The organism is Streptodolium elevatio (assembly GCF_053592165.1).
Map to the genome: position 1 here is coordinate 1 of NZ_JBSFVE010000055.1, position 14,155 is coordinate 14,155.

Here is a 14,155-nt window from a genome sequence, read left to right on the forward strand (position 1 = left end):
GGGCTCCCCCCGTCCGGGGTACCCCCCCCGGGGCCCCAACCTTTTCCTCGCGCGCCCTTTACCAACCCCCCCCCGCCGCGCCCCGCCCGAATCGATTCGGGCGGGGCGCGGCCGTGGTGGTTCGTGCCGGTGAAGCGGTGGTCAGCGGGCCAGCAGGACCACGACGCGGCAGCGCGGACATGGCCCGCAGCAGCCGCGCCCTGGGGCTTGTCACAGCTACCTATGCCTGCGCGGAACGGCGGCCCTACACGCGGCGCCAAAAAACGACTCACCCATGCCTGCGCGGAACGGACGCCTTCCAACTGGCCCCAGGCCCAAGCGGCTCATATCTCGACTCACCCACGCCTGCGCGGAACGGACACGCGTTGCGGGCCGCCTGCCATCCTCACGAAGACGCGACTCACCCACGCTGGCGCGGAACGAACCTGCGCTCGGGCCCCCCGGCGAGTGCCCATGAGGCGACTCACCCACGCTGGCGCGGAACGAACACTCCGTGACCTGCGGCGTTGGAGCGGCTTTGCTGCTCTGTGACCGCAGGCTTGTCGTTCCGCTAGGTGTGGGTGACCGGCGGATCGCTCCGCCGGGGTGGCCCTGCCCAGGGTGGGCGGGGTCTGCTCGCGTCAGCGCTGCTGACCGGCACGATGGTGCTGGCCGGTCTGCGGCTCGACGAGCTTTTAACGTCGCCCGCTCTGTCAGGGGCGACGGCCACCGTTACGGCGGCAAGGTCAGCGAGGCGGGCGATGTTCAGTGCCGCGTTCAGGTCGCGGTCCAAGACGAGCCCGCACGCCTCGCAGGTGTACTCCCGCTCGGACAGGCGCAGCTTGGTTTTCACTGCGCCACAGCCTGAGCAGGTCTTACTGGTCGGAGCCCACCGGTCGACAACCGCGAGCACGGCCCCGTACCAGGCGGTCTTGTAAGCGAGTTGACGCCGGAACTCCGCTGGCGCGACGTCCAGGATGCTGCGGTTGAGCCCGGTTTTGGCCCTGACGTTCCGCCCGGGGGCTTCCACGGTCCCCCGAGCGGAGCGGGTCATCCCGGTGACGTTCAGGTTCTCGACGGCGACGACCGCGAACCGGCTGGCCAGCAGCTTGGTCACCTGGTGCAGCGCCGCCGAACGGCGCTCGGCGACGCGGTGGTGCAGGTCCCCAACCCGCCGCACGGCCTTGCGGCGCCGATTCGAACCCTTCTGGGTTCGGGACAGTGCCCGCTGGGCCTTGACCAGGCGATCGACATGGGAGTTGAGGTGCCGCGGATTCGTGACGAACACGCTTGCCGGGTCGGCCGGGTCAAGCGGCTGCGACAGCGCAGCGAGCACCTTGACGCCCAGGTCCACCCCGACGGTGCCCGCACGGCGCTGACGTTTCGTCGGCCGGTCCGGGACTTCCTGCCGGACCTTGCACAGCACGGACGCGTACCAGCGGGTGCCGCCGCGAGCGATGGTGACGGACTGGACGACGGCATCGCCGCGCTCCACAGCACGGGCGAGGCGCTTCGCGGAGTCGTGGATGCGGATCGATCCCAGCGACGGGAGCCGCAGCCGCCGGTAGCCGTCCGTGCGGATCGTCGGCTTCTTCACGTCGTGGTGCAGCCGGAACGCGTCGCGGCAGCGGCCCTTCTTCTTGAACCGCGGGTACCCCACAGCCCGCCCAGCGCGCCGGCCGGCCCGAGAGTCGAGCCAGTTCTTCCACGCCGTGTCCGCGTCGATCATCGCGGACTGCATCGCGTAGGTAGAGACCTCGTGCCACCACGGGAAGACCCCGCCGGTGTTGCCGGACCGGGAGTCTCCCCGGGCGCGCTGGTAGGCCTTCTGCAAAGTCGGCTTGGTCGGGACCGGCACGCGAACCTGCTTACGCGCAACGTCCTCCGGCACACCGGCCTCGACCTGCTGCGCGACCAGCCATCGCCACTTCTCGTGTGCGCAGGCCTTCGCCGCAATCGCGAAGTTGAAGGCGTTCCTGGCCGCACCGGCGTGCTTGGCGAGGTGGACAGCCTGCGCGGGCGTCGGGTCCAGGGTGAATCGGAAGGCGCGGAGTACCTCTGTCTGCACGAGTGCTCACCTCGCTCTCGGGCGGACTGCGGCCGGAGCCGCAGGATCTGCGTGACGGTACCGACACGCTCTGACATTGTCGCGAGCAGTCGTGGCTGCGCCCACCCGGGCGGGGACACCAGGTGGGCGCAGGCAGAACCGCTCGCGGGACGGACGGGAACGTCAGACGCTGATGCGCAGGGACTCGGTCGGCACCTCAGGGCCGCACGCCGGGGTCGCCCCGACTGGACGGAACGCGCGTTGGTCGTCTGCCGCCTGCACAGCAGGCAGGACCGCAGCCCATTCGGCAGCACGCTGTCCCGGGATCTGTCGAGGAGTTGGTCGCCGGTGCGCCATCTGGACGATGGCTGGCGTCGGCAAGGCCTTCGGCTTGGGGGTGACTTTGGTGGGGCGTCGGCACGCGGTCGCGTCGATAGCCTCAGTGAGGCGCTGCTCCCATTCCTCGACGGTGATGTCGAGGATGACGCGGCGAGAACTGCCGGTGCAGCGTTCCCCGTCGGGGTGGTGCGGCCAGACCATGCCGCGTCGGATCCTCCGCCAGGTGTGGCACTCGGGGCAGCGGATGGACTGCTGTTCGCCGTCCCGCAGGTTGATGTCCTGGGGGAGTAGCTGGCTGATCCTGTAGGGCGCGAGGTTGCTTGAGCGCACGAAAGCCTCCCTGGAAGGGGCTGGGGTTGGTGGATGCGTGTTGCGTTCTCCGCCCCCCAGGAGCAACCCCGCGCAACAACGCTGCGGGCGGATCGTGGGGGACAGGCAGCGCAATCGCCATCTGTGCCGCCAGACCAGCCCACATGAGCGACCTCGTGGTTCGTCAACTCACTCCGCCCGGGGCGGTGAAGTCCTGGTCTGCGGTGCGCTATTCGCGTGTAGTCCATCTCCGCTGCCGTTTGAGGTGGCCGCGGTGCTTGCTGTGGCTTGCGGGCTTCTAGAGAGAGTCCGCAGCATTGCGATACGATTGACCTTAAGGCTATAAGCCTTAAGGACGCAAGGGCTTACGGCACGGCATACTGATGGACTGTCAAGTCCCAGGGAGGAGACCGGCCGTGACCGGCGACGATGCATGGATTGGGGACGCGCAGCCCTATCTCGCTCCACGTCCGGCAGGCGAGCGCGATGCGTGGACCGCAGAGGCCGCAGCCCGCGGAAGGCGCGGGGGTCAGCGTCTGCTCGCCGTCGAAACGGTCACGCCCCCGCCCGATGTTGAGGCGTTCTTCGCGTCCAGCCACCCGGTCATCCTGCGACGCCGTCTGATCCTCTTGGACGACAAGCCCGTTGAACTGGCGAACTCGTACTACCCCGCACGAATCGCCCAAGGGACTCGTCTCGCAGAGCGAGGCAAGATCCCTGGCGGTGCTGTCACGCTGCTCAGCCAACTGGGCTACATCCCGGAGGACGACCCAATTGAGGACGTTGGAGCAAGCGTGGCCAGCGCAGAAGAGTGCCAACTGTTGGAGCTGTCGGACAACATGCCTGTTCTGGTCTTGACACGCTTCACCAGGTCCACCGAGGGCGTGCCAGTGGAGGTCAGCATCATGACCGGGACACGGCACCTCCAATATCGCCAGCAGAGGGCCGTCTAGATGGCGCGCGCGTTTACGGATACACGGTCGGCGCACCAGAAGATCGCGGCTGGACTGCGCCGCCGGATCACTCGGGGCGACCTGCGCCCCGGTGTTCAATTGCCCTCCACTGCTGTCCTGATGGAGGAGTACGGCGTCGCGGGCACAACCGTGCAGAAGGCACTCTCGATGCTCAAGGATGAGGGGCTTGTCGTCGGCCAGCCCGGTAGGGGCGTGTTCGTCCAGGGCGGGACACAGCGCGCTATTTCGCCCGGGGTGTACTTGCCGCCAGCACCCCAGGGAGCGCCCTACCGCTGGGTCAGCGAGGCCGAGAAGGAATCTCAGCACGGCTCGTCGAGGCTGCTCCAGGTCGCCGTGGTCACGCCACCGTACGAGGTAGCACAAACGCTCGGACTCGACGAGGGCGCCCAGGCGCTGCTTCGCGAGCAGGTGTTGCTCCTGGACGAAGAACCGGCAGAACTGGCTCGGTGCTACCACCCGCTGAGCCTCGCCGAGGGCACGCCCTTGATGGAGCAGCGGAAGATCCGCGGCGGGACGCCCACGCTCCTTACCGAGATCGGCTACCCACCACGGGAGTTCGTGGACGAGGTGTCCTCTGAGATCCCCACTGAGGACGAAGTGGTCGCCTTGGAGCTCCCCAAGGACATGCCGATCATGCTCACGTTCCGGACGGTGTACTCCGACGACCAGCGTCCAATCGAGGCTTCGCTGCTCGCTAAGGCCGCGCACAGGTACCGAATGCGCTACCAGGTGCCCATCCAACATCGGGACTGACTGCTGCACCGCATCGCTGATTGTCACGCGTCCTAGCTTCTGGATCAGAAGTACTCGAAGAGAGGGCGCAGCGTGGAACTGGTGTGGAACTACCGTGGTACTTCGGCTCTTCCGCCCTGGTAGGTGACCGCAACGGGGGTGTTCAGTGATCGCTGTGGAGCAGTGGACTGGCGCGTCGGCGCTGTTGTTGAGGCAGGCAATGCGGGCTTCGGTCCGTGAGTTCGCCAGTCGTCTTGGCATCAGTGCGCGCACGATCACGAAGTGGGGGAAGTCCCCGGCGACGGTGTGTCGCCCCGAAACAGCGCAGATCCTGGACACGGCGTTGAGCCGGTGTACGCGCGAGGAACAGGAACTGTTCCGTTCCCTATTAGCCGGGGTCTGGGGAGAGTCCGCATCGGGGGATACCGAGCGGTCGTCTTGGGCGGCCCCTTGCACGGTGATCTCGCACAAGTTCTTGCCTGTGTACCTCGGCGAACAGGGGGGCAGGCTGTATGCCGCAGGTGCGGTGTGTGTGGCTGGTCCGGGTGGTCTGGAGCGTAAGACGTTGCTGGCTCGTCACCCGTCAGCGCGCTCGTCCACGGTGTACGTGTACGCGTGCGGCGTGGCCGTGGTGCACCTGGAGGAGCACCACCGCGTAGACACATTGACGGAACTGGCGGTGTGGCGGTATCGGACGTATGCCACGGATCCGGCCTGGGCCGGCGACTGCGTCGTTCGTCTCCTGGAGCAGCACGCCGCTCCCGACAAACGGGACGACAAGGCTACACCGTGTCCGCAATATGTGTTGTCGGCCTACGAACTGCGGGATGCCTCGTGGACCGGTGCCAGCCTGGACACTGCATTGCACCTGCTCACCACGCCATCGGTACTGGTCAATCGGCAGGACCCAGCGCATGTGGTGCCTCTGGGCGCGGGCGCCGAAGACGCCAAGTTCCGCGACGGATGGACTCATCCAGAGACGGTGCGGTTCGGCGGCGGCGTTTCGCGAGGGGTGGCCGGCTGGTCGGGTGTCGCTTATCACCCCCAGCCAGCCGAGCGGGCTCTGACCATGAGCCAGATCGTGGATCTGGAGCTGGACGCGCAGGCGTTGTGGGCGCTGTCGTCCCATGTGTTGCACATGGTGGAGTCGGGCGAGGATCCGGTGATGCCTCCCGAGTTCGGGTGGCGGTTCTTGCGCGGTGCGTACGTCCGGCTGACGACGGCGCGGCCGACGGAGACGGCGCAGCATCGGGTGATGCGTGAAGCAATTCTGTCAACGAGTGAGCTGCCTGATCGGCTGCGTGCTGCGCAGGATGCGCTGCGGGATGGCAATCCGTGATGGCGACTATGGGGAAGGCGGGTTGGGTGGATCCTCGATCGACGGCGTTGCTGGTCATCGACGTGCAGGCGGGTTTCGTGAATGAGCGGAGCAGCGGCGCGTTGCCTGCGATCGTCCGGCTGTTGGAGGGTTGGCAACAGGCTGGCGCTCCGGTCGTCTTCTCCCGGTTCCACAACGCGCCGGGATCGCCGTACGAGACGATCACCGGCTGGACGCGGCTGCGGACGGCGGAAGAGCAGGAGCTCGCTGGCGAGCTCACCGAGTTCGTCGCGGGCGCAGCCGCGGTCATCGACAAAGGGCAATCGTCGATCTTCACGCCGGCGTTCGCCGCGCTGGTCCGTGATGCGGGTTGGACGGACCTGGTGCTGTGCGGCATCGACACGGATGCGTGTGTGTACGACTCCGCCGTGGCGGCGTACCACACGGGGCACCGGCCGTGGATCGTCACGGACGCGTGTGCGTCGAGTGGCGGCGTGCAGTACCACGACGCCGCGCTGTTGATGGCTGGCCGGAACATCGGCCGCGGCCAACTGGTCTCCAGCCGCGACGTCCTGGCACGGATCGCCAAAGGGGCGCACGCATGAGCGCGCTGCCGTACGACGCGGACCTGGTCGTCGTCGGAGCCGGGCCTGCCGGTGTCGCCGCAGCGCTCATGGCCGCGAGCCTCCAGTTGCGGACCGTGGTCGTGGAGGCCGACCGGGTCGGCGGCGCGCTGCACCGGATCGGCGCGGTGGAGAACGTGGTGGGCGGCTGGTCGACCGGGGCGCAGCTCGCCGATGCGCTCGCGGCCGATTTGGTCCGGCTGGAGGAGGCTGGCCGTTGCATCGTGGTCCGCGGCCGGGCCGCCGCGGTGCGCGGTCATGACAACCGCGCCGAAGTCATGCTCGAGGACGGCATGGTGCTGGCAGCGGCTGCCATCGTGGTGGCCACCGGTGTAGAGACGCTGACGCCGCACGGCGTCGGCTGGATAAGCGCGCCGGAGGAGTTCGTCGCGCCGCCGTTGTGGCGTGCCGCGCCGGAGGACGTGGTCGGCCGGACGTACGTGCTCGGCGGGGACCGGCCGCTCGGGACGTGGCTGCGCACGCACCGGAAGTCGCCGCAGATGCTGCACGTGCTGCACCCGGCGGCGGACGACTACAAGGTCGCCGAGGTCGTCGGTGACGCACGTGTCCGCCTGGTGCCCGTGTCCCGCGTCGCTGTGACCCGATCGGCCTACGGAGCGGAGTGGCTTCTTGAAGTCACGGACAGGGCAGGCCGGTCTACCAGTTACGTGGCGAACACGGTGCTGGGCAATCTGGGCAACCAGCCGGCGTCGCTGCGGGGACTGGTCTCGGGTCAGGACGCGTACTGCCCGACGGAGTTGCAACATCCGCGGGTTCGGGTGGCTGGGGATTTGCGGTCAGCGCAGTTTCAGCGGATCGCGACGGCTCAGGGGTCGGGTGCGGAGGTGGTGCTTGCGAACTACTACGCCGAACAGCGGATTTGATGGGTTTTCAGGTGATAGGGGCAGTGTGATCGGCGTGTGCGCGACACGTGGTCGGTGCGTACTGCTGGGGCGGCAGGGACGCGATACGCTGACCGGCAGCACTGATCAACAAGCAAATAGGAAGCGGCCCCGTCGATCGCCCTTGGACAAGGCGAGAGGGGCCGCTGTGGCCGAGGGACCTTGTGATGGGGGTCCGGAGGCCCGCAGTACACCTTTTACTGGAAGGTCAAGGTGACCGCGTGATCTTCAGGGTACCCGCAGGACGGACCCCACACACAGAAGCACCCCGTTGTGGTGCCAGCATTCGCGCGCAAAGTGGCTGCTGGTCCTTCATCGGGGTGTTCGTGTTGTCCGGACGCGCCTCAACCCGAAACTCGGGGGAGGGGGCGGGGATGTCGTAGTCCTCTGAGGGGCGGCGCCTGCAAAGAGGGTCTTTGCGCCGCCCCGGGCCGCCCGGTCTGGTGATGCCACTCACCTGATCGAACGCCCATCGCGTCTCCGGTAGGCCTGCCACGGCCCCGGAGGGGTTGTCCGACCCGGTGCCACCCGGCTTCGGACCTCTCAATTTTTTGGTTCGTCCCAGAACCACCACCACGCGGCTCACGCCGGGCGGGGCTTTTGCATGCCCGCGTGCGCGCACGCGAGAAGGCGACTTCATTGTGCACAAGAACTATGGGCGTGGCCAGCTTTGGCATGCCTGCGTGCCGGGTTTCCCCCCGTCTGGGCAGGGCGTACGGCGCTGTTCCGTGACCAATTTCACGCGATCGGGCGACAGTTCGGCGGTCTTCGGGCACCCAGTGTCGGCCTCGCGGCAGGCGCCGCTGGGAGACCTCGCCGAAGTTTTGGGGCGCCGCGTGTCACACCAGCGCCGCCGCCATGCACCTGACGTAGGTGTGAACGGATCTTTCTCGCGCGTTGATGTCACACGACGGCCCTTGGTGGGGCGCTTCTATGACGTGAACGCCACCTATGTCTTCTCGCCTGTCCCTGTCCCTTCGTCCTGGTCGTGCTCGTCGCCGGATGCCCGCGCCTGCGGTGTTGCGGGCGGGGCCGTGCCGCTCGTGTGGGTGGGCCGGTGAGCGCGGTGGCGGCGGAGGCCGCTGTCGTGGCGCTGGTGCCCGGGCCGCGCAAGCCGTCCGGTACGTCGTCGAAGTCGAAGGCCGCGGCCAGGCCGCGGAAGGTGTCGCCCGCTGTCGCGGCGCAGCGGCTGCTGGCGAAGTTCGCGCCGGTCTCGGGTGAGCTGCCGCGGTTGTGGGTGCCGGAGTCGGAGCAGACGGTGAAGGCGACGCGCGGCCGGGTCACCCAGGACGGGTACTCGTGGATGCAGTCGGCGCACTGGACGGTCGGTTCGGGTTGCTACGTGCCGGTGCGGTCGCACGGGCCGCGGGCGATGAACGCGACGACGCTGCGGCTCGGGCAGGAGCTGGCGGCGCTGTCGCCGTGCCGTCCCGGGGTGGAGTACCTGGCGCGGCGGCTGAAGATGAGCGAGCGGGCGGTGGAGTACCACCTCGGGATGCTGCGCGAGGCCGGGCTGCTGGTCTACATCGAGAAGGGCACCCGGTACCGGGGCAAGGGGGCGCGGGCGAGCGAGTTCGCGCTGGTGATCCCGCCCGCCTACGACGCCGCTTTGGGTATCCGCACGACCGGTGAGGGCCCGTCGCGGCGGGCGACGGGGATCGCCGAGGCCGGCCGCGAGCTGGTCGCGAAGCTGGGGCGGAAGGCGTCGCGGAAGATCCGGGCGCCGCGCGCGACCGCGGTGGAGCCCGCCGCGGAATCGTCGGCAAAGCCGCAGGTGAATGCCCCGGAGAACACCCCGGCTGCGGCCGTTGCGGACCCCTCCGGCGGGGCTGTGGATAACTCCGGGGACAGCAGCAGCCGTTGCACCCCAATGGAGGGTGTTACCGCAGGCTTTTCTCCGGGACTTTCTCTTGTGGTCCCCCTAGAGGCACAGCTCGCAGGCGGGACGCACGATCACGCCCCCAGCACCCACCAGAAGCCCGCACGCCGGACGGTCAACAAGGTCGGCCGCCGGTTCCAGCTCGCCGCCGAGCTCGTCCGCGAGATCGGGTGGCTGGCGAAGGCCTCCGTGCCCCGGGTCGCGTGGGTGGTCGGCGAAGTCTCCGACGCCGGATGGACCTGCGCGCAGGTGGCCGCCTGGCTGGCCACTGTCGACGCGCCGACCGAGGGCGCCCGACGCCCGTCCGGCCTGCTGGCGTCCCGGCTGCGCGGCGTCACCGGTCTGCCCGGCTGGCGCACTGCGGCGGAGCGGGCCGGGCAGGTCGAGCACTGGCGCGACTCCGCCCGGGCCACGCGGGCCCGGCACGCCGACCAGGTCTGGAACGGCGGGATCTGGCAGCTCCCGGTCACGGCGGAGCTGGCGGCCGACGTGGAGAGCGCGTTCGCCGCGATCGACCAGGCCCGGGACGGCGTCGACGGGGTGAGCGTGCACCACGTCGACGACCAGGTCCTGGAGCTGGAGGACCTGAGCCGGGACCAGGTCCTCGAGCTGCGGCGCCTGGGGGAGCAGGACCACGACGCGGTGCTGTCGACCATCGACCTGATGGGCGAGGACTTCGCACGGCGGCTCTACACGAACCGCCTGGTCGACTGGGTGCTCCATAAGCAGCGCACCGCCGCACCGGCCCCGGCGGCGTGGTGACCGGCCCGGACCCGGCACGCGCCGGGACGCCCGGCACGTCGGGGATCGACCTGGCCAGGGTTGCCCTGCGCGCCGCCCGCGCAGCTGCCGCCCAAAGCGCTGGCCGTCCCGCTCTGGCGCCGCGCGCCCGGCAGGCCCGGCGCTCGGACGGGCGCGACCCGCTGGGGCTCGCCGCCGTCATCGAGGGCTTGGTCGCCGCCCGGGCCTGGCAGGCACCGGCGGCCGGTGCCGGGATCCTGGCCGACTGGGAGCGCATCGCCCCGAACCTCGCCGGCCACGTCCAGGCCGCCGCGTTCGATCCGGCCACCGGCCGCCTGGACCTGCGCCCGGACTCCGCCTCCTGGGCCACCCACCTGCGCCTCCAGACACCCGCGCTCCTGCGGCGCATCGCCGACCACACCGGCACGACCACCGTCCGCACCATCCGCGTCCTGGCCCCGGCCGCCAGGACCTCGTCCGCGGGGCCCATAGCCGTCGACGACACGGACATCGCGCCCGCGCCGACCCCGCCCGCGGCCCGGCGCGAACCGCTGGCCGGATACCGGGAGGCGGTGGCCGCGCACCGCGCCGCCGTCCCTGAGCAGCAGCTCGCCCCCGGCGTCTGGGCCGCGATCGAGCGGCAGGACCAGGCCCTGGCCTGGCACCGCGAACCCGAGGAGGTCTTCCGCGCGGTGCTGGTCGACCAGGACCAGGAGGCGGCGCAGGCCGGGCCCGGCGGCCGCTCGGACGCGTACCGGCGGGCCCGGGAACAGGCCGCGCGGGACCGCGCGGCGCGCAGCCTCCCGACCATCGCGAGCGCTTCGTCGGCGCTTCCGGCCCCCCTTCGGGACACCGCGTGAACCATCCGGATCGGATGCTGCGCCTGTTCGTCGTGCGCCAGGCTCGTTCCTGGACCCTGCGCCCCGGCAACGTCGCGCAGAACACGGGGCGGGATCGCGATGCCCGGCGACCACGGCTTCCGGCCGCCCAGTGGGCACCTACGGCGCGGGGGACTTGTCGCCGCCTCCGCTGCCGGGGGGTGTGAAGCCGACGAGGCGGGTTGCGGTCATGAGCCGGTCGGTGGCGCGGGGGGCGGCGAGGTTGCCGAGGTAGGCGAGCATGGCGGACACGATCACGGCGGCGCCGGAGGACAGCCCGAACGGCTTGGCGATGACGATGAAGAGGGAAGCGACGATGAGGCCGGTGGCGATGACGGCTTGGATCCGGCGGCGCAGGCGCTGGCCGAACCGTTCGCGTGCGGTGATGTCGTCGGCGGCGAGGAGGGTCCATTCGCCGTCGGCGGCGTTGACGACGGCGGCGGTGAACTTCTCGCGCATGAGTTCCAGGTCGCGGCCGCCGAGCGCGGCGGTGGTCTTCCAGCGGCGTATGGCGGTGGCGATGCCGTCGGCGGTGCGGTTGATCTCGTGGTCGGCGGCGGCGTCTCCGGTACGCAGCGCGCGCCGCCAGGGCCCTTCGACGGTGTCGGCGAGGTGCTCGAGGCGGCGCAGGAGCTCGAGGCGTTGCTCGGTGGTGATGTAGGGCGGGGGTACGCGCTCGGGGTTGTCGGCCAGTTCGGTGGCTTCGGCTACCGCGCGGGGCCTGGGAACGGGGGCGGGGACCAGGTCCTCGTCGGGGATGTGCAGGCCCTCCAGGAGCAGGGCGATGTCGAGGAAGCCGGTGAGGACGGCGGCGCACTGGACGACGTCGTCCGCTTCGCGTGGTGCGGCGCGTTCCAGGGCGACGTGGACCGCGGCGTAGAGGAGTTTGAGCCCGGCGATGGCGGCGGCGGTGGCGAGCGCCCACGGGATACCGATGTCGAACTGGAGGTCCGCGACGACCGTGTCACCACGGCCCCAACCGGCGACATCGGAGTCGTTGAGCTTGTCGACGACCATGGGGAACCAGCGGTCGAGCAGGAGGTTCGCGGTGAGCAGGCCGGCGAAGATGACGAGCTTGGCGATCGCGGACCCGTAGGTGCCGAGCCGTCCGGCGGCATGTCCGATGAGCTTGGTGACGTACCAGGTGATGGCCACCATCAGGAACATCGCGCCTGCGGCCGCGCTGCCGGTGGGAATAGGAAGCCCGGGGACGACACCCGCGAAGACGAGGCCGAAGAGGACGAACCCGGGGACCACGTAGAGGCCTTCGTAGAGCACGAAGTACGCGCGCAATTGAACGGACCACGTCGACGGCAGCGCGAGTATCCGGGCTGCTGCCACGACTGCAGGCCGGATACGGATCTCGGCGCCGAGGTCGAGGTGGCGCAGTGTCGCCAGCTGCTCGGCGCGGGCCGTGCTGACGGCGTTCAGGTTCTCGGCACGCCGGTCGGCGATGGCTTGCAGGTCGTGGCGTAGGCGCTGGACCCGTCGGGCCATGCCCGGCGGATACCCCTGGGTACGGAGCCACGTCATTAAGTCCGGTGGGTCCTGCTGCCGGTTGGTGTCGACCATGAAGTCCCCCGTGTCGTCCAACTGTTCGTCCCAAGGTAGGCCGAAGCACGAACCACGCACCTGCCGTTCCGGGAACTTGATCTCGCCGGATGCCGCCCGTCACTCGGGAGTTCCGGGCAGCCAGCCGCCACCGCCCGCCGTGGGGCGGGGTTCCATTTGAGACCTCACCGCGGTCCTGGCGCCGCTGGACCCTTGGATGCGTCAGGCATCCTGCAGTTTGCGCGGCTTCGTCTTCGCTTTGCCGGTCTTGGCCGCGGTTGGGACGAGTTGGCTGATGCGCTGGTGGGAGAGGTCGAGGATGTCGCCGACGTCTCGCTGGCTCATGCCGGTGGCCAGTAGCGCGGCGACGGCGTCGGCGAGGGCCTGGCCCTCGTCCTGGGCGGCTTTCCGCGCGGCCTTGCGGGCGGTGCGCAGCTGCTTGATGGCCGCGCCGGTGCCTTCGATGGCGAGGTCGACGCGCACGGTGTCGAGAGGGACGTCCAGGACCGCGGCGAGGGCGTCGGCGGCCATCCTGCGTGCTTCGCGGACGGTGCGGCCCTGGGTATAGACGCCACCGGCCACGTCGTCGATGCTGACCGCCCACCATTCGCCGGAGCGCTCGGCACGGGCGGTGTACGTCGTCGGGTCTTGCCGGTCATGCGTTCCTCGCCTTCTTCAGGATCGACGCGGCGGTCAGCTCGTTGACCTCACGGTGCCGCGGCACCACCAGGAGCACGCCGCGCAGCTCGTAGATGTCGTGGCTGCCGCCGGAGCGTACGAACACCGCACCCTAGGCCTTGAGCTGCCGCACGAGGTCGGTCCTCTTCACACCGCGGCCGACTCCGGGAGCGTGCCCGCGACGGGGTTGGCGGACACCCCGCCGGCACCCATCACGCCTGGGGGTGCGGGTGCGCCCTGCCGGGGTGCGGCTGCGGCCCCGCCGGGGGGGTGGAGGCGGGGCCGCAGCGCGGGGAGGCCGCGTGCCCGGTGGGGGGAGGCGGGCACGTGAGTGGAGGACCATGCGGCGGCTTTTGTGTCGCCGCACGCCTCACCGGATGTCTTCCACCGTAGGCAGAGGAACCGTCCGAAAGCCGTGCCACGCGCAGTCAAAAACGATCAACACCACACGAGTTGCGCCGGTGGGCTGCGTTCTGGCGTCCATGGACGGCCCCGACCAGGCGACGTGCTGCGCCCGTACGGGTGAACGGGCCTGCGGTGCCGTGGACTTGGGCGGGGTGGGGCCGGTACGACTAACGGGACCAACCAGACCGTCGGGGTCTGGTCGGCGACCGGCAGGACGGGGCTCGGGGATGTCGAGGACACGGTTCGTGTACAGGTGCGTCATGACGGCTGCGGCGGTGGTGCTGGCCGCGAGCACGGTGGCGGTGCCCGCCGCCGCCACGCCTGCGCAGGGGCAACAGCGGGAGGCTGGTGCGCCGTTCAGCTTTCGGCTGCACGACGCGGTGCGCGAGCTGTCGCTCGCGCAGGAGGACCGCACCGGCTACGTTCGCACCGCCTTCCGTCACTGGGTTGATGCGGATCGGGACGGTTGCGATGCGCGCCGTGAGGTGCTGATCGCCGAGGCTGTGGAGCCGGTGGAGGTCGGGGCGCGGTGCGCGCTGACCGGTGGCCGGTGGTGGTCCAGGTACGACGACCGGTTCCTCGACCAGGCTGGCCAGTTGGATGTGGACCACATGGTTCCGCTCGCCGAGGCCTGGGACTCTGGGGCGTCTGCGTGGAGTGCTGCGGAGCGTCAGGCGTACGCGAACGACCTGGACGACGAGCGTTTGTTGATTGCGGTGTCTGCGGCGTCGAACCGTTCCAAGGCGGACAAGGATCCGGCGGAGTGGATGCCGCCGTATGAGGCGTACGCATGCGAGTAC

13 protein-coding genes are annotated in these 14,155 nt (G+C 69.8%); 8 read left to right on the top strand and 5 right to left on the bottom strand.

Annotated elements, in window-relative coordinates; genetic code table 11:
* Positions 1–550 precede the first annotated feature (550 nt).
* Both ACWD12_RS40535 and ACWD12_RS40540 read right to left on the bottom strand, forming a co-directional pair.
* Positions 551–2,047 carry an RNA-guided endonuclease InsQ/TnpB family protein gene (locus tag ACWD12_RS40535; RefSeq protein ID WP_450103877.1) on the bottom strand — a complete coding sequence of 499 codons (1,497 nt, stop codon included), beginning with the start codon at positions 2,045–2,047 and terminating at the stop codon, positions 551–553.
* A 162-nt stretch (positions 2,048–2,209) separates the two neighbouring features.
* Entirely contained in the window at positions 2,210–2,695 is a 486-nt protein-coding gene (locus ACWD12_RS40540; protein ID WP_450103878.1) for a hypothetical protein, read from the bottom strand.
* Between the two features lie 395 nt (positions 2,696–3,090).
* Between ACWD12_RS40540 and ACWD12_RS40545 the strand changes: the two genes are divergently transcribed.
* The 7 genes from ACWD12_RS40545 (at position 3,091) to ACWD12_RS40575 (ending at position 10,703) form a co-directional block, all read left to right on the top strand.
* Positions 3,091–3,627 carry a UTRA domain-containing protein gene (locus tag ACWD12_RS40545; RefSeq protein WP_450103879.1) on the top strand — a complete coding sequence of 179 codons (537 nt, stop codon included), beginning with the start codon at positions 3,091–3,093 and terminating at the stop codon, positions 3,625–3,627.
* Positions 3,628–4,401: a GntR family transcriptional regulator gene (locus tag ACWD12_RS40550; RefSeq protein WP_450103880.1), complete on the top strand. Its 774-nt coding sequence runs from the start codon at positions 3,628–3,630 to the stop codon at positions 4,399–4,401.
* 145 nt (positions 4,402–4,546) lie between these two features.
* The gene (locus ACWD12_RS40555; RefSeq protein ID WP_450103881.1) at positions 4,547–5,719 is read left to right on the top strand and encodes a helix-turn-helix domain-containing protein; all 1,173 of its coding nucleotides are present in this window, start codon (positions 4,547–4,549) and stop codon (positions 5,717–5,719) included.
* Positions 5,719–6,303, top strand: a complete 585-nt coding sequence (locus ACWD12_RS40560; RefSeq protein ID WP_450103882.1) for an isochorismatase family cysteine hydrolase — start codon at positions 5,719–5,721, stop codon at positions 6,301–6,303. Before ACWD12_RS40555 ends, ACWD12_RS40560 begins: the two co-directional genes overlap by 1 nt.
* Positions 6,300–7,205, top strand: a complete 906-nt coding sequence (locus tag ACWD12_RS40565) for an FAD-dependent oxidoreductase (RefSeq protein WP_450103883.1) — start codon at positions 6,300–6,302, stop codon at positions 7,203–7,205. Before ACWD12_RS40560 ends, ACWD12_RS40565 begins: the two co-directional genes overlap by 4 nt.
* A gap of 1,075 nt (positions 7,206–8,280) precedes the next feature.
* Positions 8,281–9,864, top strand: a complete 1,584-nt coding sequence (locus tag ACWD12_RS40570) for a transcriptional regulator (RefSeq protein ID WP_450103884.1) — start codon at positions 8,281–8,283, stop codon at positions 9,862–9,864.
* Positions 9,861–10,703, top strand: a complete 843-nt coding sequence (locus ACWD12_RS40575; RefSeq protein ID WP_450103885.1) for a DciA family protein — start codon at positions 9,861–9,863, stop codon at positions 10,701–10,703. The genes ACWD12_RS40570 and ACWD12_RS40575 overlap by 4 nt, the downstream gene beginning before the upstream one ends.
* A gap of 138 nt (positions 10,704–10,841) precedes the next feature.
* Here the strand turns inward: ACWD12_RS40575 and ACWD12_RS40580 are convergent, their stop codons facing one another.
* From ACWD12_RS40580 to ACWD12_RS40590, 3 genes are all read right to left on the bottom strand, one after another.
* Positions 10,842–12,314 carry a hypothetical protein gene (locus tag ACWD12_RS40580; RefSeq protein ID WP_450103886.1) on the bottom strand — a complete coding sequence of 491 codons (1,473 nt, stop codon included), beginning with the start codon at positions 12,312–12,314 and terminating at the stop codon, positions 10,842–10,844.
* A 180-nt stretch (positions 12,315–12,494) separates the two neighbouring features.
* Positions 12,495–12,854 (bottom strand): hypothetical protein, encoded by a 360-nt coding sequence (locus ACWD12_RS40585; protein WP_450103887.1) that lies wholly within the window; start codon positions 12,852–12,854, stop codon positions 12,495–12,497.
* 73 nt (positions 12,855–12,927) lie between these two features.
* Positions 12,928–13,056: a type II toxin-antitoxin system HicA family toxin gene (locus ACWD12_RS40590; protein WP_450103888.1), complete on the bottom strand. Its 129-nt coding sequence runs from the start codon at positions 13,054–13,056 to the stop codon at positions 12,928–12,930.
* Positions 13,057–13,615: 559 nt separating this feature from the next.
* Between ACWD12_RS40590 and ACWD12_RS40595 the strand changes: the two genes are divergently transcribed.
* Positions 13,616–14,155: GmrSD restriction endonuclease domain-containing protein (locus ACWD12_RS40595; RefSeq protein WP_450103889.1), on the top strand; the 540-nt coding region annotated here is incomplete at its 3' end.

Coding starts and splice junctions, on each gene's coding strand:
- ACWD12_RS40550 (WP_450103880.1), top strand. CDS start 3,628: ATGGCGCGCGCGTTTACGGATACACGGTCGGCGCACCAGAAGATCGCG.
- ACWD12_RS40560 (WP_450103882.1), top strand. CDS start 5,719: ATGGCGACTATGGGGAAGGCGGGTTGGGTGGATCCTCGATCGACGGCG.
- ACWD12_RS40565 (WP_450103883.1), top strand. CDS start 6,300: ATGAGCGCGCTGCCGTACGACGCGGACCTGGTCGTCGTCGGAGCCGGG.